This window comes from Marinilactibacillus piezotolerans (genome assembly GCF_900169305.1).
In the GTDB taxonomy this organism is placed as follows: domain Bacteria; phylum Bacillota; class Bacilli; order Lactobacillales; family Carnobacteriaceae_A; genus Marinilactibacillus; species Marinilactibacillus piezotolerans_A.
In genome coordinates, this window is sequence record NZ_FWDP01000004.1 from 278,166 (window position 1) to 301,261 (window position 23,096).

A 23,096-nucleotide genomic window follows, 5' to 3' on the forward strand; every position below is an offset into this window, starting at 1 on the left:
AAAATGAAAATTGGTATTGTAACCGGTTCTATCAGAGAAAACCGAGTCAATTTAGATGTTGCTGAGTGGGTCAAAAAACTGGCGATTGAAATTGGCGGAGCAGAGTATGAGATAGTAGATATTAAAAGGTATGATCTTCCGCTATTTGCAGAGCCGACCTCTCCTGCATACACACAAGATTTAGTGGAAAAAGAGAAGCAACGGCCGTGGTCTGAGAAAATGAATGAAAAAGACGGATATATCTTTATCGCTCCTGAATACAATCACGGGATACCCAGTGCACTTAAGAATGCCTTAGACTTTTTGTATCCAGAGCTAAATGATAAAGCTGCTGGTATCGTCAGTTATGGGTCCACGGGCGGGGTCAGATCTGCAGAGCATCTCAGAGGGGTACTTTCAGAGTTTCAAGTAGCACATGTAAGAACACATCCGGCATTATCTATTTTCTATGACTTTGATTATCCAAACCTTAACCCGACAGATGCTCAGACAGAGGCGGTCAAAACAATGATTAATCAGCTGCTGCCATGGACAGAAGCGATGCAGGGTGTACGTCAAAAAAAGACAGCTGATCATCAATAAAATAATGAATCTGCAGTAGGATAAGGAATAGGTTTTACCTATTCTTTATCTGTTTATTGTTTTGTACTACGAATTCGTATATTATTAAGCATATATATAAGTAGGTGAGAAGATGACAAGAAATAAAGATTCTTTAAAAGCGCTGACGACCATCTTGAGAGCTGCGTCTAGTGTTGAAAGAGTTGTAAAAGAAGATATGACATCCTATGGATTGAATGCAACAGAATTCACTGTCATGGAATATTTATATAATAAAGGCAGACAACCGATTCAGATGATTGGCAAGAAGATTCTACTAGCTTCCAGCAGTATAACGTATGTGATAGACAGGCTAGAAGAAAAAGGACTTGTACAGCGAGTAGCGGATGTAAAGGATAGACGGGTTACATTTGCTGAGCTGACGGAAAAAGGGCATGAACAGATGCAGGATATTTTCCCTAAACATGCAGAAACGATTGAAAAACTATTTAAAAATTTGAGTGATAGTGACTTGAGCAAGTTAAGAACATTGCTAAAAGAAGTAGGGTACGAAGCAACAAAACTGATGAAGTAAAGTATATTGAAACCCAGAATGAAAAGAATAGAACGGGTAAACAGAAAGGTGAGACAAACGACTATGGCAATCGATTCATTTATTCATATCTTTGAAGAACCATTGATGGGCAACACAACGATCTTTTTGCTGCTGCATGGTACAGGCGGAGATGAGAGAGATTTGATTCAACTAGCAAAAATGATTGATCCTCAAGCAGGTATACTCAGTCTGAGAGGAAATATCGACGAAAATGGAATGAATCGATTTTTTGAAAGGAAAGCAATGGGCGTACTGGATGAAGAAAGCTTGAAAAAAGAAACGGTCAAACTGAAAGAATTCCTAGAATCAGCATCCGAGGAGTACGATTTTGACTTGCAGCAGTTAGTTGCACTTGGCTATTCAAATGGCGCGAATATTGCGGCAAGCTTGTTGTTCCATTATAACGATGTTTTATATCAGGGCTTGCTGCTTCACCCTATGGTCCCTATAAGAACAGTGGAATTGCCGAATATGTCTCATCAAAGACTATTCATTGGTGCAGGTGAAAATGATCCGATCTGCCCGCCGGAAGAAACGGATGAATTAGCACAAATGCTGACAGAAGCCGGAGCATCTCTGCAAATTTATTGGGGAAAAACCGGTCATAGTTTGTCAGAAGAAGAACTAAATGCTGCTTCAATGTGGTATGAAAACCTTTAGTAAGCAAAAAAAGAAAAGTCATATCCTAAAGTTTTACTATGAATGATTTTATTTCTAATTTATGGTATAATTGATTAGAAACATTTAATAAAGATCTGAAAATTTAAGACTAAGGAGATTTTTATGGCTAAAGAAAAAATTACCGATGAAGTTCAAGTATTAGTGGAAACAGAACTTCGAAAAGGTGCCAGCAACTCCCGAATTGCTAATTTACTGGATTTGCCTTATAAAGAAGCTGTCGAGATTATAGATACAATTAAAGAAGATCTTAGACCAGACATTGGCGATGAGATTGTGTTCTTCTTTAGAGAAGAGCCGATGGAAGGCGTCATTGAAAAGCTGTTGACCAACAGTGCCATCGTTAAAATCAATTGGGATCAGTCTACAGAACGAATGCAGGATTTGATGGAAGAAAAAACCGTTGTGAACTTCAAAGATATTGAAGGCTTCAAAAAACAAGTCAATGAAGAAACGGAAGAAGTCGAATAAACTGACGAATGAAATGTTGTAATAGGTATAGACAAAACTGTTTGATCTGAATCTTTGCGTATAGTAAGCAGCCTCTTGCTACTTTCCGAAGAAGAAGATCGAACGGTTTTTTTATTTGCCATTCATCTATTGTGAGATCAGATTTTTAGAAAAATTAGAGCAATGAATTTATTCTTGACACGGGTTCAATTCTAAGATATTATTTTGATTGTCAAATAATTTGATAATCAAAGTATATTGACTATGCATAGAAATGGAGGAGTTGATGTGGATCCATTAGTTCAGGAAATCAATAGTTATTTGGTTACCATTTTTAATGATGTTTTGATGATAGAGGAAAAGACTTTACAGTCCAGCCGTTTTAAAGATGTATCTATTAAAGAAATGCATACGATAGAAGCAATCGGGATGTATCATCAGCATACAACCAGCGAAGTGGCCAAGAAACTTGGGGTTACTGCAGGAACATTGACCGTTTCAGTCAATAATCTTGTACGCAAAGGATATGTTGACCGAGTGCGGACAGAACAGGACCGACGAGTCGTCAAACTAGCGTTGACGTCTAATGGACGTCTACTGTATCGTCTGCATGATAAATTTCACCGTGACATGGTCAAAGAAACAATAGCAGAAATGGATAAGGAACAGTCAGAAATTTTAATACTGGGTCTAAAAAATCTTCATAATTATTTAGAACGCACAAAGGAGCAATTACCAGAGTGAGTAGTCAGAAAAAGGTCAAAATTCGATCAGTCGGAAAATACGTTCCGGATAAAGTACTAACGAATGATGATTTAACGGAATGGTTAGATACTTCCGATGAATGGATCACTTCACGAACAGGTATACAGCAGAGACATATCAGTACAGTGGAAAGTACAGCTGATTTATGCACGAAAGCTGCTCATGAAGCTCTTAAAAAAGCAGGTGTTGCAGCTGAAGCGGTAGGATTAGTGATAGTAGCCACTATGTCGCCGGATGCTCAGTCGCCTTCTGTTGCTTGTACAGTTCAAGCGAATATAGGCGCAGCACAAGCAATGGCGTTTGATATCAATGCAGCTTGTTCCGGATTTGTTTATGCGAGCTCAGTAGCAGAAAAAATGTTGTCTGCAAGTCCTTATCAATATGCACTAGTTATTGGCGGAGAAGTCATGTCTAAAGTTGTCGATTGGCAAGATCGATCAACTGCTGTGTTGTTCGGGGATGGAGCTGGAGCTATGCTGTTGGAGAAAAACAGTGATACCCACAGTTTTATCGGTGAAGATATACATGCAGATGGATCAAGAGGACGGTCCCTGGTATCAGGGGAAACTGCGCTTGAGAATCCCTTAACTATCAAAAGAGAAATGAACCCTTATCTGCAAATGAGCGGTAGAGATATTTTTGATTTTGTTATTAGGTCAGTACCCAAAAATATTCGAACAGTTGTAGAAGATAATGGTTTAGACTTGGAAGATGTCGACTATTTCTTGTTACATCAAGCAAACGCAAGACTGATTAAAGCAGTATCCAAAAAGTTGAAACAACCTATTGAAAAATTCCCGCAGAATATACAGTACTTTGGAAATACCTCTGCGGCTAGTATCCCAATACTATTAGATGATCTAATTGAACGTGGAGACATTCAGCTCGGCAGTAAACAGACCTTAGTGTTGACCGGCTTCGGTGGCGGATTGACCTGGGGATCACTATTAATAAACCTATAAAAATTATTGGAGGAACCAAATATGTCAACTTTCGAAAAAATTCAAGAAATTATCGTGGATCAATTAGATAAAGAGCCAGAAGAAGTACAACCATCTACAAACTTCCGTGAAGAATTAGATGCAGATAGTCTGGATTTATTCCAAATCATCAATGATATCGAAGATGAATTCGACATTAAAATCGAAACTGAAGAAGGTTTAAATACTGTAGAAGACATCGTTAAATATGTTGACGAGCAACTAGCGTAATTAAATTTTGGAAGGGAGCTCCTATATGAGTCGATCTTTAATGGAAAGAATCGGAATCAAGTATCCGATTATCCAAGGAGCAATGTCTTGGGTTGGAACTCCCAGCTTAGCAGCTGGCGTTTCCAACGCTGGTGGTTTGGGTATGATCGGAGCTGGACATGAGCCAGGAGAAGTCGTACGTAAATTGATCAGAGAAACAAAAGAAATGACAGACAAACCTTTTGGAGTTAATGTACTTTTGCTTTCACCTTATGTTGAGGAAGTCGTAAACGTAGTGTGTGAAGAAAAAGTCAGTGTGATTTCTACAGGTGCTGGCAGTCCAGGTAGATACATGAAGCAATTTAAGGAAGCCGGCATCATCGTTATTCCTGTAGTCGCTTCTGTAGCGCTTGCTAAACGCATGGAAAAAGACGGCGCAGATGCGATTATCTGCGAAGGAATGGAAGCGGGCGGCCACATTGGAAAATCAACGACAATGACGATTGTGCCGCAAGTAGTTGATGCTGTTTCTATTCCTGTAATAGCTGCTGGCGGTATTGCTGATGGGCGAGGAATGGCAGCTGCTATCATGTTAGGGGCTTCTGCTGTCCAACTGGGCACTCGTTTCGTAGTGGCTTCAGAAAGTATCGCTCACGATAACTTCAAAAAACGCGTGATCAAAGCAAGAGACATCGATACGGTTGTAACAGGTCAGATTACTGGACATCCAGTACGTGTACTGAGAAATAAACTGACAAATGAGTACTTAAAAGTCGAAAAAGAAATCACAAGTGATGAAAATCCAGATTTCTCTCGTCTAGAAGCACTTGGTAAAGGTGCACTGAAAAGAGCCGTGATCGATGGAGATAAAAATACCGGATCATTCATGGCTGGACAGAGCGCGGGGTTAGTCAAGAAAGAACAAAGCTGTAAAGAAATTGTAGAAGAGTTAATGGAAGAATACAAAGCTTTGACCTCAAATCCTTTGGTATTCTAAATTTTTCACTAATACTTTGATTATCAAAGTATAAAAAAGCAATGAACCAGGAATGAAGATGGTTATCTGCTATTTTACTATATCTATCTATCAAAATCGGTCTTCATTCCTATTTGCTGCTTAATTAAAGGCAATACAGAAAGGATATTCGATATGTCTACAGCATTCTTATTTAGCGGGCAAGGAGCTCAATATAATGAGATGGGTAAGGAATTGTACGAAGAGTATGATCAAGTGAAGCAGGTGTTTAATCGTGCTAGTGAACGTTTGGGAATTGATTTAGCAGCAGTAATGTTCAATGATGATGAACGGCTGCACTGGACTCCGCTGACACAACCAGCCATTTTGACATTGAGTCATGCTATTGAACAATTGCTGAAAGAAGCTGGTATCAAAGCGAATATGGTAGCGGGGTTAAGTTTGGGAGAATATACCGCACTGGTTTCCTCAGAGGTTTTTACATTTGAAGATGCAGTAGAGCTTGTACATAAACGTGGTACGTATATGGATCAAGCAGTCCCTGAAGGAACAGGCGCAATGGCGGCTGTAATGGGGCTAGAAGCTGAAGTCGTTGAAAAAATATGTGACGAGATCAGTGAAACACATTACGTTCAAGTAGCAAACTACAATATGCCTGGTCAGTTAGTAGTTGCAGGAATAAAAGAAGGGGTAGCAGCAGCTTCAGAAGCATTGGAAAAAGCTGGTGCCAAAAAAGTCATTCCGTTGAATGTCAGCGGGCCGTTCCATACAAAACTGCTGGAACCGGCAGCACAAAAACTGGCTGAAGAATTGAAAAATGTTGAGATGAACCCACTGAGTGTTACGGTGTACAGCAACACGACAGCCGATAAATATGCTGACAAAGAACAGGTCAGTGAGACACTTATTCAACAGGTCATGTCACCGGTTAAGTTTGAACAGATGATTCGTCAGATGATTCAAGATGGTGCAGACACTTTTATCGAACTCGGTCCAGGAAAGACCCTTAAAACTTTTGTCAAGAAGATCGACCGCAGTGTTACAGTCTTAAATGTCGAAAATATCAAACAGTTGCATAAAGCAATTGAAAAAGTTGCAGCTAACAATTAATTATTAGAGGTGAAAAATGGTAGAGAACAAACAAACCGTCATCGTAACAGGCAGTTCTAGAGGAATTGGCAAAGCCATCGCATATGCCTTTGCCCAAGAAGGACATAATATCGTTTTAAATGGTAGAAAACCGATTTCTGAAGAACAAGTTCAAGAATTAAGCCAATTTGACGGAGAAGTCATGACTTGCATCGGCGATATCAGCGACCCTGATTTTGCTCAACAGTTGATCAAGGATACTAAAAAACAGTTCGGCAGTATTGATGTACTGGTTAATAACGCAGGTATTACAAGAGATAATCTGCTGCTTAGAATGAGCGAAGAAGAGTTTGATCAGACACTGGATATCAACTTAAAAGGGACTTTCTATACAACGAAAGCAGCTTCTAGATATATGCTGAAGCAAAAAAGCGGCAGTATTATCAACTTAGCTAGTGTAGTGGGTCAAATCGGCAACGCAGGACAAGCGAATTACGCTGCCAGTAAAGCTGGAATAATCGGATTTACTAAGTCAGTTGCAAGAGAATTGGCTCCTAGAGGCATTACGGTCAATGCGATCGCTCCAGGTTTTGTTGAATCTGATATGACAGACGTTTTAAATGATAAAGTCAAAGAGACCATTATGACGCAAATTCCGCTGAGCCGATTAGGACAGCCAGAAGAAGTTGCTGAAGCAGCCGTATTTTTAAGTAAACAAAAGTATATCACCGGTCAGGTTTTGAATATTGACGGTGGAATGGTTATGAACGGATAAATAGGAGGAAATAACATGCGTAGAGTCGTCGTTACAGGATTAGGAGCAGTCACTCCTCTAGGTAATAATGTAGAAGAGTTTTGGAACGGATTAAAAACAGGTAAAAACGGGATTGGACCATTAACAAAATTTGATGGAACTTCAATCGATGTCCATGTTGCAGGAGAAGTTAAAGGCTTTGTCGCAAAAGAAAGAATGGACCGCAAGCTGGCTAAAAGAATGGATGTTTTCTCTCAATATGGTGTAGTTGCTGCACTAGAAGCAATGGAAGATGCGAAACTGGATGTCGAATCAATAGATGCAAGCCGTTTAGGTGTTATGGTAGGTTCTGGTATCGGTGGATTGAACGCTATGCAGAGTCAGATCATCAAAATGCATGAAAAAGGGTTAGATCGAGTAGCCCCATTCTTTGTTCCTATGGCAATCGGTAATATGGTAGCTGGAAATATTTCTATCGCTACAGGTGCTAAAGGACCAAACTTATCTATCGTTACAGCATGTGCTTCAGGAAACAATTCAATTGGTGAAGCATATAGAAATATTAAACATGGATATGCAGAATATATGCTGGCTGGTGGATCAGAAGCAAGTATCAATGAGATTGGTATGGCAGGTTTTGCTGCTTTGACGGCGTTGTCTAACAGTGAAGATCCTGACCGTGCTTCGACACCTTTTGATAAGAATCGTCAAGGATTCGTAATGGGAGAAGGCGGCGCAGTCATTCTGCTCGAAAGTTTGGAAAGTGCTCAAGCAAGAGGCGCAAAAATTTATGCTGAGATTGTTGGTTATGGAGCAACGGGTGACAGTTACCACATGACAGCACCTACCCCAGACGGTGAAGGCGCAGCGAATGCTATGCTGCATGCACTTAAAGAAGCTGGTATTGAGCCAAGCCAAGTGGGGTATATCAATGCGCATGGTACAGCTACACCGGCTAACGATTCTTCAGAAACGGCCGCGATTAAACGTGCATTTGGAGAAGAAGCGGCTAAAGCGGTAGCAATCTCAAGTACTAAGGGTGCTACAGGGCATTTACTAGGTGGTGCTGGTGCAATCGAGGCAGTTGCTTGTATTAAAGCATTGCAAGAAGGGGTATTGCCTCCGACAATCGGACTAGAAACGCCTGATGAAGCGTGTGATTTAGATTACGTACCGAACGAAGCCAGAGAAAAAGATATTCAATACGCTCTAAACAATTCACTTGGTTTCGGAGGACACAATGCGGTCACCCTATTTAAAAAATGGGAGGAAGCTTAACGAATGAAGTATGAACAGATAAAAGAATTGATTGATAAGATCGATGCTTCCAGTTTAAAAGTATTTGAACTGGAAAACGATTCGATCTCACTGAAAATGAGTAAAAACGATGCAGCTCCTATTTATACAGGGCAAGAAACAGCTGCTCAAAATCCATCATCTCAGCCAGCAGATCGAATGACTACTGACAGAACTGCTGCGGTTAGTGAAGAAGTCGAAGGCTTGACTGAAGAAGTGGAACAACTGGAAAATGTGCATGAAATCAGCGCACCTATCGTTGGAACCTCTTATCTAGCTGCTTCACCTGATAAACCGCCGTTTATTAAAGTAGGCGACGTGATTGAAAAAGGTCAGCCGCTGGTCATCATTGAAGCAATGAAAGTAATGAACGAGATTAAGAGTGATGTGAGCGGAAAAGTTCACAATATTCTTGTCGAAGATGGTCAGCCAATCGAATTTGGGCAACCGCTTGTACAGCTAATCGATACCCACTAAAAGAGTGCGTATAAACTAATCTAGAGGAGTACTGAACATGACAGAAATGAATATTAAAGAAATCCAAGAGCTTATACCCAATCGCTATCCGATTTACTTTATTGATAAAGTAACGGAAATGATTCCTGGCGAACATGTTACTGCCATTAAAAACGTAACGATCAATGAAGAGTTTTTCCAAGGTCACTTCCCAGGCGAACCAGTTATGCCGGGTGTCTTAATCGTTGAGAGTCTAGCTCAAGCGGGTTCTATTCCATTACTTAAAATGGATCAATTTAAAGGACAGACAGCTTACTTAGGCGGCTTGAACAAAGTGAAATTCAGAAAAAAAGTCGTTCCTGGAGATGTACTTGAGTTAAAAGTCGATATTGTTAAATTAAAAGAATATGCTGGAATTGGTAAAGGGGTTGCCTACGTAGATGGCAAGAAAGTCTGCGAAGTAGAGATGACCTTTATTATCGGTCGATAATATACTTTATAACGTACTGAAGTATGCGCTCTGACCCTGATTTGGATCAGAGCGCTCAATTATGATTAAGGAAGGTAATAACATGTTTCAGAAAATATTGATTGCCAATCGAGGAGAGATAGCGGTAAGAATCATCCGTGCCTGTCAAGAAATGGGAATCCAGACAGTGGCAGTTTACTCAGAAGCAGACGAAGATGCTTTGCATATGCAGCTTGCTGATGAAGCCGTTTGTATCGGTCCGTCTAAAGCCAGTGGTTCGTATTTGAATATGCAGAATATTTTGAGTGCCGCAGTCATTACTGGTGCCCAAGCGATTCATCCAGGATTTGGATTCCTTTCTGAAAACAGTACATTCGCAGCGATGTGTGAAGAAGTGAATATCGTCTTTATTGGCCCTGACAAGGAAACGATCGATCAGATGGGGAATAAAGCAAACGCTAGAGAAATGATGCGAAAAGCAAATGTGCCGATCGTGCCAGGAAGTGACGGTTTTCTGGAAACAGATGAAGAAGTCATTGAAACTGCGAAAGCAATCGGCTATCCTGTCATCGTTAAAGCGGTAGCGGGCGGCGGTGGAAAAGGCATGCGTGTGGTTAAGTCTGAAGACGAATTGCTGCAGGCGTTCTATCATGCAAAGTCAGAAGCTAAAGCGGCTTTCGGAGACGACCGTATGTATATGGAAAAAATCATTTCTCCTGCAAAGCATATTGAGGTACAATTGCTTGGTGACCATTTCGGACATGTGATTCACATTGGAGAAAGAGATTGTTCAATGCAGCGAAAACATCAGAAAATTCTGGAAGAAGCGCCATCACACATACTTTCTCCTGAACAAAGAGAAGAAATTGGTGCAGCAGCAGTTCGTGCAGCACAGTATGTAGGATACAAAAATGCCGGAACGGTTGAATTCTTAATGGATGAAAAAGGATCATTTTATTTTATGGAAATGAACACTCGTATTCAGGTAGAACATCCAATTACTGAAATGATCTCTGACTTTGATATTGTACAAGAACAAATTAAAATCGCAGATAATCAGCCGTTATCGATTGATCAAGAATCATTGACATTCAGCGGACACGCTATTGAGTGTCGTATCAATGCGGAGAATCCTTCATTTAACTTTGCGCCTTCACCAGGTGTTATCAGTTATCTTAATCTGCCGTCAGGCGGTATGGGACTAAGAGTTGATACAGCTTTATTTGCAGGTGGAGAGATTCCTCCTTATTATGATGCTATGATCGCAAAAGTTATTACACACGGGAAAACTCGTGAGATTGCCATCGCTAAAATGAAGCGTGCACTTAAAGAAATGATCGTTGAAGGTATTCAGACTAACTTGGCTTTCCAGTTGGACTTACTGGATGATGAAGAGTTTTTGAACGGTCAATACCACACTAACTACTTGGAAGATACCTTTATTCCGAAATGGCAAGCACGAATAGAGGAGGACTAACTTATGCGTTTATTCAAGAAGCGTCCCTATATACCCATCCAAAAAACGAATGTGGATGCTGATAAGGCACCGTTTGTCCCGGATGGTTTGTTTGTCAAATGTCCTAATTGTAAACAGTCAATATATTCAAAAGAATTAGGACAAGAAAGAGTCTGTCCTAATTGCCAGTATCCGTTCAGAATCAGTGCTCAAGAAAGACTGCAGCTGACAGTTGATCAAGGAACATTCGAAGAATGGGATGAAGACGTCATTTCCACAGATTCGCTTGATTTTCCAGGATATGATGAAAAACTGAAAAAAGCACAAATCAATTCTGGTTTGAGAGAAGCTGTTGTAACTGGTCGTGCAACCATCGATAGTATGGAATTAGCGATTGGCATCATGGATTCGAATTTCATTATGGGAAGTATGGGCCAAGCAGTCGGTGAAAAAATCACTCGCTTATTTGAAAAAGCAACAGCTCAAAAGCTTCCAGTAGTCATTTTTACAGCTTCTGGCGGTGCTAGAATGCAAGAAGGCATCTTGTCATTGATGCAAATGGCCAAAACAAGTGCAGCTATCAAGAACCATTCTGATCAAGGTTTGTTTTACTTAACAGTACTTACAGATCCGACCACAGGTGGTGTGACGGCAAGTTTTGCTATGCTGGGAGACATTATACTTGCTGAACCGGGTGCTCTAGTTGGGTTTGCCGGTCGAAGAGTGATTGAGCAAACCATCAAAGAAGCACTCCCTGAGGATTTCCAGTCGGCAGAAAAGGTACTTGAACATGGCTTTATTGACAAGATTGTTGATCGAAAAGAACTAAGAACCATGATCAGCCAACTGCTGACATTGCATAGCAGATGATCAGATAATTAAAGTGAAAAGATAAGATACTAGACAAAGAAAAAGAGGTGGTCATATGGCGGAAGCAATGGATATTGTGTCAATTGCGAGACAAACAGACCGCATCACTACAACTGAATTGATTGAAGCGATTTTTGATGATTTTATTGAGCTTCATGGAGATCGTGCGTATAAAGATGATGCTGCGATAGTGGGAGGAGTCGGTTCACTGAATGGACAGTCCGTCACGATCATCGGAAACCAAAAAGGGCATGAGTTGGAAGAGAACCTGAAGCGCAATTTTGGTTCGCCGCATCCTGAAGGATACCGAAAATCTCTAAGATTAATGAAGCAAGCGGAGAAATTCAATCGACCGATCATCAATTTTGTCAATACTTCAGGAGCTTACTGTGGTGTTGAAGCGGAAGAACGCGGACAAGGTGAGGCGTTGGCCAAGAATCTTTTAGAAATGAGCAGTCTTAAAGTACCGATTCTATCGATTATTATAGGTGAAGGCGGTAGTGGCGGAGCTTTAGCTTTAGCTGCCGGTAATCAAGTCTGGATGATGGAATTTTCTATTTATTCGATTCTATCACCTGAAGGGTTTGCTTCAATTCTCTGGAAAGATTCTAAACGATCCGGTGAGGCAGCTGAAATTATGAAACTGACTTCTTATGATTTACTTGAAATGGAAGTGATCGATAAAATCATTTATGAACAAAAAGATGATCAGAAAATTGCTCAAGATCAAGTACTCAATACTTTAAAAGCAGAGATTAGCGATGAAATCAGTCGCTTGTCAATGAAAACTGCAGAAGAGCTTGTGCAGGAACGGTATGAACGTTTTCGGAAATTCTAATCAAAAGCCGAACAGAAAAATTTGTTTCTGCTCGGCTTTTTGTTGTCCTATAATAGTAACTTGTCCTTGATGTATACGATTCAGTCTATATAATGTTAATCAGAAAGAGGCGAGAGAATGGGAGAAACCATCGAATTTCCAAATAATGATTTGTTTTATTTACAAAAAGCTAAAACTGAAATGCAAAATGGACATACAAAAGCAGCTATTGAATCAGTGGAGCAAGCATACGCACACTCTAAATCAGTTGAAGTTAATGCCGTTTACGTTTCAATTTTAGTTGCTGCGGAAAAGTATAATGAGGCTGTACTTATTGCCGATGACTTTGAAGAACGGTATAGAGAAGATGAACATTATAAGCTGCTTTACCTGTTTCTTTTAATCAAAGCTCAAAAAGTAGATGAGGCCGAGGAGTTTATGGAGATCCTTCAGCAACAGTCTAGTGTAAAAGGTGAAGAACTTGAGAAAATGCAGGGATTGCTCGAAGAAGAAAAGAAACAACTAAAAGAGCAGCATGCTGCTTTTCTGGAAGAAACCAAACAGAAGCTGTTCGGATTAGCTGATCGCTCTATGGATGAACAGCTGCAGATTATTGAACAGGCTGCTCAATTAGACAACGATACATTAGCAGGCGCAGCACCCTTTATTTTCTCTAATCCTTATACAAATCATGTTATACGGTCAATCTTTCTGCAGACTTTAATCAAAAATCAAGTCAACTGCACTATTCATTTTTCGTTGAATGAACTTGCTGTTGATATCAATCCGTCTCGTTTGATTCCATTTGAAGAGAATGAGAAAGTGAAAGCCTTAAACGAACAGTTGGAGCGTCAGCTAGAAAAAAATCCTAGTTTACTAATGGCTCTAAAACCAGAAATGAATTTTCAGCTATTGAAAATTTTTCCATTTACCGACCAAATCATAAAAAATACTGATAAATGGGTAGAACTATTCATCGGTTACTACTCGAATGAAGAAACACCTGAACAATCTGTATTTAAAAATGAAGAGAAAGAAATGGCTGATTGGATAAGAAGATTAAGTGATTAAAAAGCGTAATTTTCCGGGTTTTTGTTTACATTTTCAAGTAACTATTGTATGATAAGCTAGTATGTTTAATATGCTAAGTGAATGAAAATTCCATGTGCACTAGTATGATACTAGCTGAAATATAGAATTTAACACTGTCTGATTTATTCTGAATAAATCAGCATCACTTAATACAGATAAAAAGAAATTTGGAGGGTAAAAAAAGTTATGACAGCAAATTTTGAAAAAACAGGAGCTACTTCTGGTCGTTTGACTTTTTCGATCGATCAAGAAACCGTAAAGAATGGATTGGACAAAACATTTAAAAAAGTTCAAAAATCTCTAAATGTACCAGGATTCCGTAAAGGACGCGTTCCACGTAAGATGTTCAATCAGATGTATGGAGAAGCAGCTCTTTATGAAGATACTTTGAACGACTTGCTTCCAGAAGCTTATTCTAAAGCAGTAGAAGAAGCTGGAATCGAGCCGGTTGCTCAACCTCAAATTGATATCGAATCAGTTGAAAAAGGACAAGACTGGAAACTGGTTGCTGATGTTACATTAAAACCTGAAGTTGAACTAGGACAGTACAAAGATCTAGAAGTTACAAAACAAGATCGCGAAGTAACAGATGAAGCTGTTGAAAAAAATATCGAAACACGTCGTGAAAATCTGGCTGAATTGACAATTAAAGAAGATGCAGCTGAAGAAGGCGACACTGTCGTTATTGACTTTGAAGGATTTAAAGACGGAGAAGCATTTGAAGGCGGAAAAGCTGAAAACCACTCTCTTGAACTAGGTTCAAATTCATTCATCCCAGGCTTTGAAGAACAATTAGTTGGAACAAAAGCCGGCGATGAAAAAGACGTAACGGTTACTTTCCCTGAAGAATATCAAGCAGAAGATCTTGCAGGACAAGAAGCAGTATTTAAAGTTAAAGTTCATGAAGTCAAATCAAAAGAACTTCCAGAACTTGACGATGAGTTTGCAAAAGATGCTGATGAAGAAGTTGAAACATTAGATGAATTAAAGGCAAAAATTCGCAAAAATCTTGAAGAAGGACGCGAAAATGCTGCAAACGATGCTCGCGATGACGAAGCAATCCGTAAAGCAGTAGAGAATGCTAAAATCGAAGAAATCCCTCATGAAATGGCTCATGATGAAGTTCACCGTCAAATGGACATGTTCTTGAACAACCTTCAACAACAAGGGATCTCTCCTGAAATGTACTACCAAATGACGAACTCTACTGAAGCAGATCTTCATAAACAATTCGAAGGCGAAGCAGAATTCAATGTACGTACAAACTTAGTGCTTGAAGCAATCGTTGAAGCTGAGAACCTTGAAGCGAATGAAGAAGATATTGAAAAAGAAATCAAAGATCTCGCTGCACAATACAACATGCCTGAAGATCAAGTTCGCAGTGTTTTATCAACTGACTTGTTGACACGTGATATCTCACTTAAAAAAGCCATTGATGTCATTACATCTACAGCTAAAGAAACGTTAGAGCCAGCTGAAGAAAACTCTGCTGAATAATCGTTCGAATGAATGCTAAACTTATTGGGAAAAGGGAATGCTGTAAAGCATTCCCTTTTTCTTAATGAAGGTAAAAAAGAACAGATAGTACAGGCTATTGGCAAGCACACATGTTCTGTGTTACTATAAGTAATGTTAAAAGATTTTAGGAATTGAGGTGAACCTGCCTATGTTTGATAACGAAGAAGAACAATCAGGAAATATCTCTTGTTCATTTTGTGGTAAATCACAAGATCAAGTGAAAAAGATTGTAGCAGGTCCAGGAGTTTATATTTGTAACGAATGTATTGATTTATGTAAAGAAATAATGGATGAAGAATTTAGTAAACAAGTTTATGCAGGAGAAACGGAAGTCTTGAAACCTCAAGAAATTCGTTCAATCTTAAATGAATATATTATTGGTCAAGATGCAGCGAAAAAAGCATTGTCTGTTGCTGTATATAACCATTATAAAAGAGTGAACAATCTCGCTAATGTTGAAGATGAGATTGAACTTCAAAAAAGCAATATCTGTCTGATTGGACCCACAGGATCTGGTAAGACATATCTAGCTCAAACATTAGCTAGAATCTTGAACGTTCCTTTTGCTATTGCTGATGCAACAAATTTAACTGAAGCGGGTTATGTCGGAGAAGATGTAGAGAATATCTTACTAAAACTTCTTCAATCAGCAGATTATGATGTAGAGCGTGCCCAACACGGCATTATCTATGTTGATGAGATCGATAAGATTGCTAGAAAATCTGAAAATGTATCGATCACTCGTGATGTCAGCGGTGAAGGCGTGCAGCAGGCTCTGCTTAAAATTCTTGAAGGAACAACTGCTAGTGTTCCCCCTCAAGGTGGACGCAAGCATCCGCATCAAGAATTAATTCAAATCGATACAACGAATATTTTATTTATTGTTGGTGGTGCGTTTGACGGTATTGAAAATATGGTTAAAACACGTCTCGGTGACAAAGTCATTGGATTCGGTGCTTCTAATACACGCAAAGGCTTCGAAGAGAATGCCAGCATGATGCAGCAAATCATTCCTGAAGACTTGCTGAAGTATGGATTGATTCCTGAATTTATCGGTCGTCTGCCTATTACAGCGGTCTTAGAGAAACTGACAGAAGATGATTTAGTTCAAATCCTGACGAAACCAAAAAGTGCATTAGTAAAACAGTATAAAAAACTGATGCAACTGGACAATATTGAGCTTGAATTCGATGAAGAAGCATTAAGAGAAATCGGAAGAAAAGCGATTGAACGTGACACAGGGGCTCGTGGACTGCGTTCAATTATAGAAAGTATTATGATGGAAGTCATGTTTGAAGTGCCAAGCAGAGATGACATCAAAAAAGTAGTGATCACAAAAGAAGCTGTTGAAGGCTCTGGAGACCCAGCATTTTATGATCATAACAATGAAATGGTCGTTTAATTCAATATTGAATCAACAGTATCTCTGTCATTAATTCAGAGATACTGTTTTTTTAACTATTCTTAAATCGAAAGCATATTTATGTGAATACGATGTTTTTGTCATTAATTTGTAAAGAAATTCAGCAGGATGTCATAAACTTTAAAGAATTTCTTTAAATTCTAGCTGATTATGATATACTTGTACAGGATAACTCAGTTTTAATATAAGTTATAAAGAAAAGAGGATAGGAGAAAAAAGTATGGATATCGATAAAATTCATTTTGCAGAAATCACGATCAGTGCAGTTTCTCCAAAACAATACCCTGAAGATGGACTTCCAGAGATTGCACTTGCTGGTCGTTCCAATGTAGGAAAATCCTCTTTTATTAATACAATGGTCAATAGGAAGAAATTGGCAAGAACATCTGGAAAACCTGGGAAGACAAGAACACTGAATTATTTCAATATAGAAAATGAATTGTTCTTTGTAGATGTTCCAGGATATGGATATGCAAAAGTATCTAATGCAGAACAAGAAAAATGGGGAGAGATGATGAATGTGTATTTTTCCAGCAGAGAAGAGCTGGCATTAAGCATTCTATTAGTCGATTTAAGACATCATCCGACCGATTTGGATATCCAGATGTATGATTTTTTGAAGTATTATGATTTACCAGTACTTGTCGTTGCGACAAAAGCAGATAAAATAAAAAAATCCAGACGAAATAAACATATTAATCAAGTCATCCAAACTTTAGAATTAGAACCTGAAGATAAGGTTATCGTTTTCTCATCAGAGACCAGAGAAGGCCGAGAAGAAGTTTGGAAGGAAATACTTTCCAGTACAAGGAATGATCATAATTGAAAATCTTAATGTATGGTGTTAATCAAGATACTGTGTCTATTGAAGATATTGATAAATATAGACTTACTGAAGAACAGAGAGTCCAGCATCTTCATGATATAAAGAATTTTTCCGGTGTTGAAGAGATTTGTATTCTTTCTTCTGACGAACGCAGTGAGTACTATCTCAATGTGGATGAAACGATTTTCAAACATGGTGATTTACTGCGCTATCTTTCTGCGTTTACAGGAAAACCACTTAAAGAAATCATACTTGAAACATACAGTAAATTTAATAAAGATGTTGTTCAGCACTTGTTCACGATTGTCAGCGGAATGGAAAAAAGACCAAAAGGTTCTTATACGGAGCTGCAATTCGCAGAAAACGCCTTGAATCTTGGTGTTGCTGAGTCTACTTTGGGCAGTGTCATGAGTGGATTATTTAAGGACGCTATTCAGTTTTCTCGCAAGATGAGATTATCAGAAGCAATGGGTCCTTTGTATAGTGGTCAGCCATCAAGAGCAATTGAAACATTTTATAAAAAAATCGGTCAGACTGAAGATAAGAAGTTTGTTTTATTTGGATCTGACTATGACGTTGTTCATCTTGCTAAGTTATTGCTTTCTATCAATATTCAATCATTAACGATTGCTAATACTAACTTGAATGAAAGCAAAGTACTGATTGATCAGCTGAAAGATTGGATCAATACGACGACTTACCAGACACAACCGACTCGCTTGCATGCAGCTGATCTGCAATCTGTAGGCTATCGTTTTTCTAATGCAGACGGTATTGTTTTTTCTGCTTCGTTTGAGTCTAGTATGCTGACCGAAGCTGTATTTGAAGAAGTAGATACGATTAGACAAACGAAGAAAAAGCAAGTTATCGTCGACTTTACTCAGCAAGATGAAGCTAGATTTGAATCACTCGGAGAGCTGGTAGTGTATACTTCTATAGATGAAATCAATAACAAAGACTTCACCGAGGAACAGCAAAATCAAGCTGATATTTATTTCGATGAACAATTGCTGCAGGTTACGGATCGGTTTATGGAACAGTATCAATTGCAGTCAGAAAAAATCGAGCAAGAGCCTATCGAGAAGCTGCCAATTTGGCGCAAGACGCACACATTAGATATTTTTCCTAACCAGATGACTTAACAGATAGTTTAGAGATACTTAATCTGCTAACTACGCTGTATGAAACTGAATATAAAGCAAATCGGCGGGCTTGTCCCGCTTTTATTTTGCAATCGATTAAGCTAAGCACACAAGAACATTAGTAATATAAGAATCAATAGTGTAAAATGAAAAATAAGAGAAATGTACAGGAGAGAAGGATTTATACATGTCAATGTTTTTAGATCAAGTGACAGTAAACGTTAAAGCAGGTAACGGCGGAGACGGAATGGTTGCTTTTAGACGTGAAAAATATGTACCTGACGGCGGACCAGCCGGAGGAGATGGCGGAATCGGCGGAAATATTGTATTTGTAGTCGATGAAGGGCTGAGAACTTTAATGGACTTCAGGTATAATCGTCATTTTAAAGCTAAGAATGGTGAAAACGGTATGTCCAAGGGCATGCATGGTCGTGGAGCAAAAGATTTATTTGTAAAGGTTCCGCCTGGAACAGTCGTTAAAGATGCTCAAACAGGGCAGCTTTATGCTGACCTTATCAATCATGGACAAGAAGCAGTCATAGCTAAAGGCGGCCGCGGCGGAAGAGGCAATATTCGATTTGCTACTCCAAGAAACCCAGCTCCAGAAATTGCTGAGAATGGTGAACCGGGAGAAGAAAAAGAAATTGAATTAGAATTAAAAGTTCTTGCTGATGTTGGGCTGGTTGGATTTCCTTCTGTAGGGAAGTCGACATTACTGTCTGTTGTATCAGCTGCTAGACCAAAAATCGGTGCCTACCATTTTACAACGATTGTACCAAATCTGGGTATGGTAGAAACAGAAGAGGGCAGAAGTTTCGTGTTAGCGGACATGCCGGGACTAATTGAAGGAGCTTCTCAGGGAGTAGGACTGGGTATCGAATTTCTTCGTCATATCGAACGTACGCGAGTCCTCTTGCATGTTATCGATATGAGCGGCATTGAAGGCAGAGATCCGTTTGAGGATTATCAGACGATCAATAATGAACTGCAGCAATATGATTTAAAACTGCGTGAAAGACCGCAGATCGTGATTGCGAATAAGATGGATATGCCTGATGCTCCAGATAACCTTGAAACTTTTAAAAAGAAACTTCAGGAAGCTGGAGAAGAACCAGAGATATTTGAAGTTTCGGCTATTTCACAAAAAGGATTGACAGCTGTTCTATCTAGAACCGCTGATCTGCTGGAAACGACTCCAGAATTTCCATTATATGTTGAAGAAACCGATCAAGAAGAAAGAGTTCTTTACAAGCATACGCCTGCAACGGATCACTTCAATATTATGCGCGAGCCAGACGGTACTTGGGTATTATCTGGAGAAAAACTTGAAAAACTATACCGCATGACGAATTTTGCCCATGATGAATCCATCATGCGATTTGCGCGTCAAATCCGTGGAATGGGTATTGATGAAGCATTAAGAGAAAAAGGCGCTAAAAATGGAGATGCTGTTCGTATAGATACATTTGAGTTTGAATTTGTAGAGTAATGAGCAGTTTATCAAGTTAAATTTCGATATAGAATTTGAGGAAAGCTATGGATTTATTATTTTTAGGGACAGGGTCTGGTGTTCCAGCTAAACACCGTAATGTATCGAGTATCGCCCTTAAGTTATTAGAAGAACGAAATAGTATCTGGCTGTTTGACTGCGGGGAAGCCACTCAGCATCAGATTCTTCATACTACAGTAAAGCCTAGAAAAATCGAGAAAATTTTTATTACGCATATGCATGGTGACCATATCTTTGGACTGCCGGGTTTGATCAGCAGCAGAGCTTTTCAAGGCGGAGAGTCTGCTCTGACGATTTACGGACCAGCGGGGATCAAACAGTTTGTTCTTTCTAGTCTTCGATTTTCTGCTACGCATATCAAATATCCGATAAAATTTGTAGAATTCAGTGAAGACGGTATGATTTTTGAAGATGAACAATTTAAAGTATCTGTAAAAAAACTGAAGCATGGAATCCCATCATTCGGTTTTAGAATTGAAGAAGCGGATCATGAGGGAACGCTGAAAGCAGAGGATTTAAAGACGCTTGGCGTTCCGTTCGGTCCCTTGTTTGGCAAGCTGAAAAATGGAGAGACTGTAACGCTCGAAGATGGCAGAGTGATTAATGGGAAGGACTATATCGGACCTGCTCAAAAGGGACGTATCGTAACCATCCTGGGAGATACACTTAAAACCGAAAACAGTCGCCTGCTTGCCCAAGATGCAGATGTACTAGTCCATGAAAGTACCTTTGATCACTCAGATAGCCAGCTGGCAAAAAGTTATAACCATTCAACCAATTTGCAAGCAGCAGAGACTGCAAAAGAGGCTGGAGCGAAGAAGTTGTTGCTGACACATATCAGTGCTCGTTATTTAGCAAAGGATGTGCAGAATCTTCAATCAGAAGCTAGAAAAGTTTTTGACTCAACGTGGGTTATGCATGACCTTAAAGAAGTGAATATACCACTTGAAAAAGAAGGAGAAGATTAAATGACTCAATTAGAAGGGAAAATCGTTCTGATCACTGGTGCCTCTTCTGGAATCGGCGAAGCAATGGCTTATGAAGCAGCAGCTAAAAATGCAACAGTCCTACTATGTGCCAGAAGAGAAGATAAGCTTAAAGAAGTGAAAGATAAATGTGAAAGTATTAGTAATAAGCCTGCTTATGTTTATACTTTAGATGTTTCTGATCCTGATGATATCGATAATGTAATGGATAGAATTAAGGCTGAAGTAGGCGCTATTGATGTACTGATCAATAATGCTGGTTTTGGTCATTCAGAGACTTTCCTGTCTTATGACCTTAAAAAAGCTGAAAGTATGTTCAGAGTCAACGTTTTAGGGTTGATGTACTTATCACAGATCGCTGCAATTCAAATGGCAGATCGTAGAAGCGGTCATATTATCAATGTGGGATCTATCGCTGGTAAGGTCGCTACACCTAAGTCTTCTGTTTATTCTGCTTCAAAATTTGCAGTGATCGGTTTCAGCAATGCTTTGCGATTAGAGCTTAAGCCTTTGAACATCAAAGTAACAACGATTAATCCAGGACCAGTCGATACGGCTTTCTTTGATGAGTTTGATCCTTCTGGCGACTATCTGAATCGTATCCGTTCTTTCGTTTTAACGAGTCAGGAAGTTGCTGAAAAAACCATTAAAGTCATTGGTACGAACAAACGAGAGGTGAATCTTCCATTTAGTTTAGGAGTCGCTTCTAAATTTTATTCCTTGTTTCCTGCTCTAGGTGATTACTTAATATTGACTTCATTTGATAAGAAGTAGGACAAGAAAAATGAAAAATTTCCTTTTACATGTTATTCTTCAATTAGAAAAGGATGAAAAAGGAGCGTTTTTAAGATGAAAAAACAATGGAGTATTGTAGGTGCGATCGTTTTAGTATTGCTGGGGGCTATTTTATCAGTGTTGAACGTGGAGCCTGTTCCGGTCAATTTTTGGTTTGCAACGTATGAGTGGCCATTGATAATTGTGATTTTAGGATCTCTTTTATTGGGTGCTTTAATTGCTTCTTTACTATCAACTGTTAAGATCTATCAAGAAACCAAAATGCGCAAAGATGCCGAGAAAACCGCAAGCGAGCTTAAAGAAAACGAGCAAACAAGAATCAATGCAGTTAAATCTGACTATGAAACGCAAATAGAAGAATTAAAAGCTGAATTAAAAGCAAAAAACGAGCAGCAGACAACCAACACATATTCTGCAGCTGATGATCAAAATTCGATGGGGAATCGTACATTTTGATTCATAGATAGGAGGAGCTATGAATAAACACAAAATAGCAATATTGACTGATTCAGGAGCGGATGTACCTGAAAGCGTCAAAGAACAATTTAATGTAAAAGTCATTCCTTTAAAAATCATCTTTAAAGACGGAGAGTATGTTGATAAACTCAATATTACTGCTGAAGAAGTCTATAAGAGGATGGAAAAAGAAATTCCGAAAACTTCATTACCAGACGGCGAAGCCATTAAAGAGATTCTGAATGAGATCAAAGCTGAAGGATATGAAAAAGTTATTGCTGTTACGATCTCAAGCGGATTAAGCGGTACAAACAATATGATGCGCATTGTCGCTGAAGAATACAAGGATATGGATATTTTTGTTCTGGATACAAAGAATATTGGTATCGGATCTGGATTTTCTGCAGTAGAAGCTGCCTTTCAAGCTGATCAGGGACTGACGTTTGAGGAAATCAGAGCTAATTTACAGAAAAGTGCGGAAAAAGCAAAAGTTTATTTCCATGTTCCAACGCTTGAATATCTGCAAAAAGGCGGAAGAATCGGATTGGTTCAGTCTGTTCTCGGCAGTGTGATGAACTTGAAACCTGTTATCACTTGTAATAAAGACGGAATCTATCATACAGTTGCTAAAGTTCGCGGTAAAGCCAAATCTGTTAATAAAACAATTGAACTGGTTGAGGAATATGCTGCTAACTCCAATAAATATAATTTAGCTGTTGCCTATGGCGGAGAAACTGCTATTGAGGAAGCCAAATCTATTCGAGAAGAATTGAAGAAGAAACTACCAAAGTATGAACATTTCTTCTTTGATCAAGTCAGTCCGGCGCTAGGTGTCCACACAGGACCGGGATTGATTGGGATAGGTGTCCAGCTTCTAGACGATAAATAGAGTAAAAGCAAGAGCTTTGGGCTAAAGTAAACCATTG

The 23,096-nt window shown here is 39.1% G+C and carries 26 protein-coding genes; all 26 read left to right on the forward strand.

Translation table 11 applies throughout. From position 1 onward, the window contains the following. Positions 1–3: 3 nt before the first annotated feature. Entirely contained in the window at positions 4–582 is a 579-nt protein-coding gene (locus B6F02_RS05300) for an NADPH-dependent FMN reductase (RefSeq protein WP_080146330.1), read from the forward strand. A gap of 112 nt (positions 583–694) precedes the next feature. Beyond that, positions 695–1,135: a MarR family winged helix-turn-helix transcriptional regulator gene (locus B6F02_RS05305; protein WP_080146331.1), complete on the forward strand. Its 441-nt coding sequence runs from the start codon at positions 695–697 to the stop codon at positions 1,133–1,135. A gap of 63 nt (positions 1,136–1,198) precedes the next feature. After that, positions 1,199–1,816 (forward strand): alpha/beta hydrolase, encoded by a 618-nt coding sequence (locus B6F02_RS05310; protein ID WP_080146332.1) that lies wholly within the window; start codon positions 1,199–1,201, stop codon positions 1,814–1,816. Between the two features lie 123 nt (positions 1,817–1,939). Continuing rightward, positions 1,940–2,305 carry a DUF2187 domain-containing protein gene (locus B6F02_RS05315; protein ID WP_080146333.1) on the forward strand — a complete coding sequence of 122 codons (366 nt, stop codon included), beginning with the start codon at positions 1,940–1,942 and terminating at the stop codon, positions 2,303–2,305. A gap of 267 nt (positions 2,306–2,572) precedes the next feature. Beyond that, positions 2,573–3,028 (forward strand): fatty acid biosynthesis transcriptional regulator FabT, encoded by a 456-nt coding sequence (gene fabT / locus B6F02_RS05320; protein WP_080146334.1) that lies wholly within the window; start codon positions 2,573–2,575, stop codon positions 3,026–3,028. Then, positions 3,025–4,011, forward strand: coding sequence for a beta-ketoacyl-ACP synthase III (locus B6F02_RS05325; protein ID WP_080146335.1), 987 nt, complete (start codon positions 3,025–3,027; stop codon positions 4,009–4,011). The genes fabT and B6F02_RS05325 overlap by 4 nt, the downstream gene beginning before the upstream one ends. 21 nt (positions 4,012–4,032) lie before the next feature. Next, complete coding sequence (locus tag B6F02_RS05330; RefSeq protein ID WP_080146336.1) at positions 4,033–4,260, forward strand: acyl carrier protein; 228 nt, start codon at positions 4,033–4,035, stop codon at positions 4,258–4,260. Between the two features lie 25 nt (positions 4,261–4,285). Further along, entirely contained in the window at positions 4,286–5,236 is a 951-nt protein-coding gene (gene fabK / locus B6F02_RS05335) for an enoyl-[acyl-carrier-protein] reductase FabK (RefSeq protein ID WP_080146337.1), read from the forward strand. 153 nt (positions 5,237–5,389) lie between these two features. After that, positions 5,390–6,325: an ACP S-malonyltransferase gene (gene fabD, locus B6F02_RS05340; RefSeq protein WP_080146338.1), complete on the forward strand. Its 936-nt coding sequence runs from the start codon at positions 5,390–5,392 to the stop codon at positions 6,323–6,325. 16 nt (positions 6,326–6,341) lie between these two features. Then, complete coding sequence (gene fabG, locus B6F02_RS05345; RefSeq protein WP_080146339.1) at positions 6,342–7,079, forward strand: 3-oxoacyl-[acyl-carrier-protein] reductase; 738 nt, start codon at positions 6,342–6,344, stop codon at positions 7,077–7,079. A gap of 15 nt (positions 7,080–7,094) precedes the next feature. After that, complete coding sequence (fabF, locus tag B6F02_RS05350; RefSeq protein WP_080146340.1) at positions 7,095–8,336, forward strand: beta-ketoacyl-ACP synthase II; 1,242 nt, start codon at positions 7,095–7,097, stop codon at positions 8,334–8,336. Positions 8,337–8,339: 3 nt separating this feature from the next. Next, entirely contained in the window at positions 8,340–8,831 is a 492-nt protein-coding gene (gene accB / locus B6F02_RS05355; RefSeq protein WP_080146341.1) for an acetyl-CoA carboxylase biotin carboxyl carrier protein, read from the forward strand. A gap of 46 nt (positions 8,832–8,877) precedes the next feature. After that, positions 8,878–9,300, forward strand: a complete 423-nt coding sequence (fabZ, locus tag B6F02_RS05360) for a 3-hydroxyacyl-ACP dehydratase FabZ (protein WP_179128580.1) — start codon at positions 8,878–8,880, stop codon at positions 9,298–9,300. An 82-nt stretch (positions 9,301–9,382) separates the two neighbouring features. Then, on the forward strand, positions 9,383–10,756 hold the full coding sequence (locus B6F02_RS05365) for an acetyl-CoA carboxylase biotin carboxylase subunit (RefSeq protein ID WP_080146343.1): 1,374 nt from the start codon (positions 9,383–9,385) through the stop codon (positions 10,754–10,756). Between the two features lie 3 nt (positions 10,757–10,759). After that, the gene (gene accD / locus B6F02_RS05370; RefSeq protein WP_080146344.1) at positions 10,760–11,605 is read left to right on the forward strand and encodes an acetyl-CoA carboxylase, carboxyltransferase subunit beta; all 846 of its coding nucleotides are present in this window, start codon (positions 10,760–10,762) and stop codon (positions 11,603–11,605) included. Positions 11,606–11,660: 55 nt separating this feature from the next. Then, positions 11,661–12,443: an acetyl-CoA carboxylase carboxyltransferase subunit alpha gene (locus B6F02_RS05375; RefSeq protein WP_080146345.1), complete on the forward strand. Its 783-nt coding sequence runs from the start codon at positions 11,661–11,663 to the stop codon at positions 12,441–12,443. Between the two features lie 117 nt (positions 12,444–12,560). Beyond that, positions 12,561–13,493 (forward strand): hypothetical protein, encoded by a 933-nt coding sequence (locus B6F02_RS05380; RefSeq protein WP_080146346.1) that lies wholly within the window; start codon positions 12,561–12,563, stop codon positions 13,491–13,493. A 207-nt stretch (positions 13,494–13,700) separates the two neighbouring features. Continuing rightward, on the forward strand, positions 13,701–15,011 hold the full coding sequence (tig, locus tag B6F02_RS05385) for a trigger factor (protein ID WP_080146347.1): 1,311 nt from the start codon (positions 13,701–13,703) through the stop codon (positions 15,009–15,011). A 169-nt stretch (positions 15,012–15,180) separates the two neighbouring features. Continuing rightward, entirely contained in the window at positions 15,181–16,434 is a 1,254-nt protein-coding gene (gene clpX, locus B6F02_RS05390; protein ID WP_080146348.1) for an ATP-dependent Clp protease ATP-binding subunit ClpX, read from the forward strand. 241 nt (positions 16,435–16,675) lie between these two features. Further along, entirely contained in the window at positions 16,676–17,281 is a 606-nt protein-coding gene (yihA, locus tag B6F02_RS05395; protein WP_080146349.1) for a ribosome biogenesis GTP-binding protein YihA/YsxC, read from the forward strand. After that, on the forward strand, positions 17,278–18,423 hold the full coding sequence (locus B6F02_RS05400) for a hypothetical protein (RefSeq protein WP_080146350.1): 1,146 nt from the start codon (positions 17,278–17,280) through the stop codon (positions 18,421–18,423). The genes yihA and B6F02_RS05400 overlap by 4 nt, the downstream gene beginning before the upstream one ends. Before the next feature lie 187 nt (positions 18,424–18,610). Further along, positions 18,611–19,912 carry a GTPase ObgE gene (obgE, locus tag B6F02_RS05405; protein WP_080146351.1) on the forward strand — a complete coding sequence of 434 codons (1,302 nt, stop codon included), beginning with the start codon at positions 18,611–18,613 and terminating at the stop codon, positions 19,910–19,912. A 47-nt stretch (positions 19,913–19,959) separates the two neighbouring features. Beyond that, positions 19,960–20,901 (forward strand): ribonuclease Z, encoded by a 942-nt coding sequence (rnz, locus tag B6F02_RS05410; protein WP_080146352.1) that lies wholly within the window; start codon positions 19,960–19,962, stop codon positions 20,899–20,901. Beyond that, on the forward strand, positions 20,902–21,693 hold the full coding sequence (locus B6F02_RS05415; protein WP_080146353.1) for an SDR family NAD(P)-dependent oxidoreductase: 792 nt from the start codon (positions 20,902–20,904) through the stop codon (positions 21,691–21,693). Positions 21,694–21,768: 75 nt separating this feature from the next. Further along, positions 21,769–22,170: a LapA family protein gene (locus B6F02_RS05420; RefSeq protein WP_080146354.1), complete on the forward strand. Its 402-nt coding sequence runs from the start codon at positions 21,769–21,771 to the stop codon at positions 22,168–22,170. A gap of 19 nt (positions 22,171–22,189) precedes the next feature. Further along, positions 22,190–23,059 carry a DegV family protein gene (locus tag B6F02_RS05425; protein WP_080146355.1) on the forward strand — a complete coding sequence of 290 codons (870 nt, stop codon included), beginning with the start codon at positions 22,190–22,192 and terminating at the stop codon, positions 23,057–23,059. Positions 23,060–23,096: the final 37 nt, after the last annotated feature.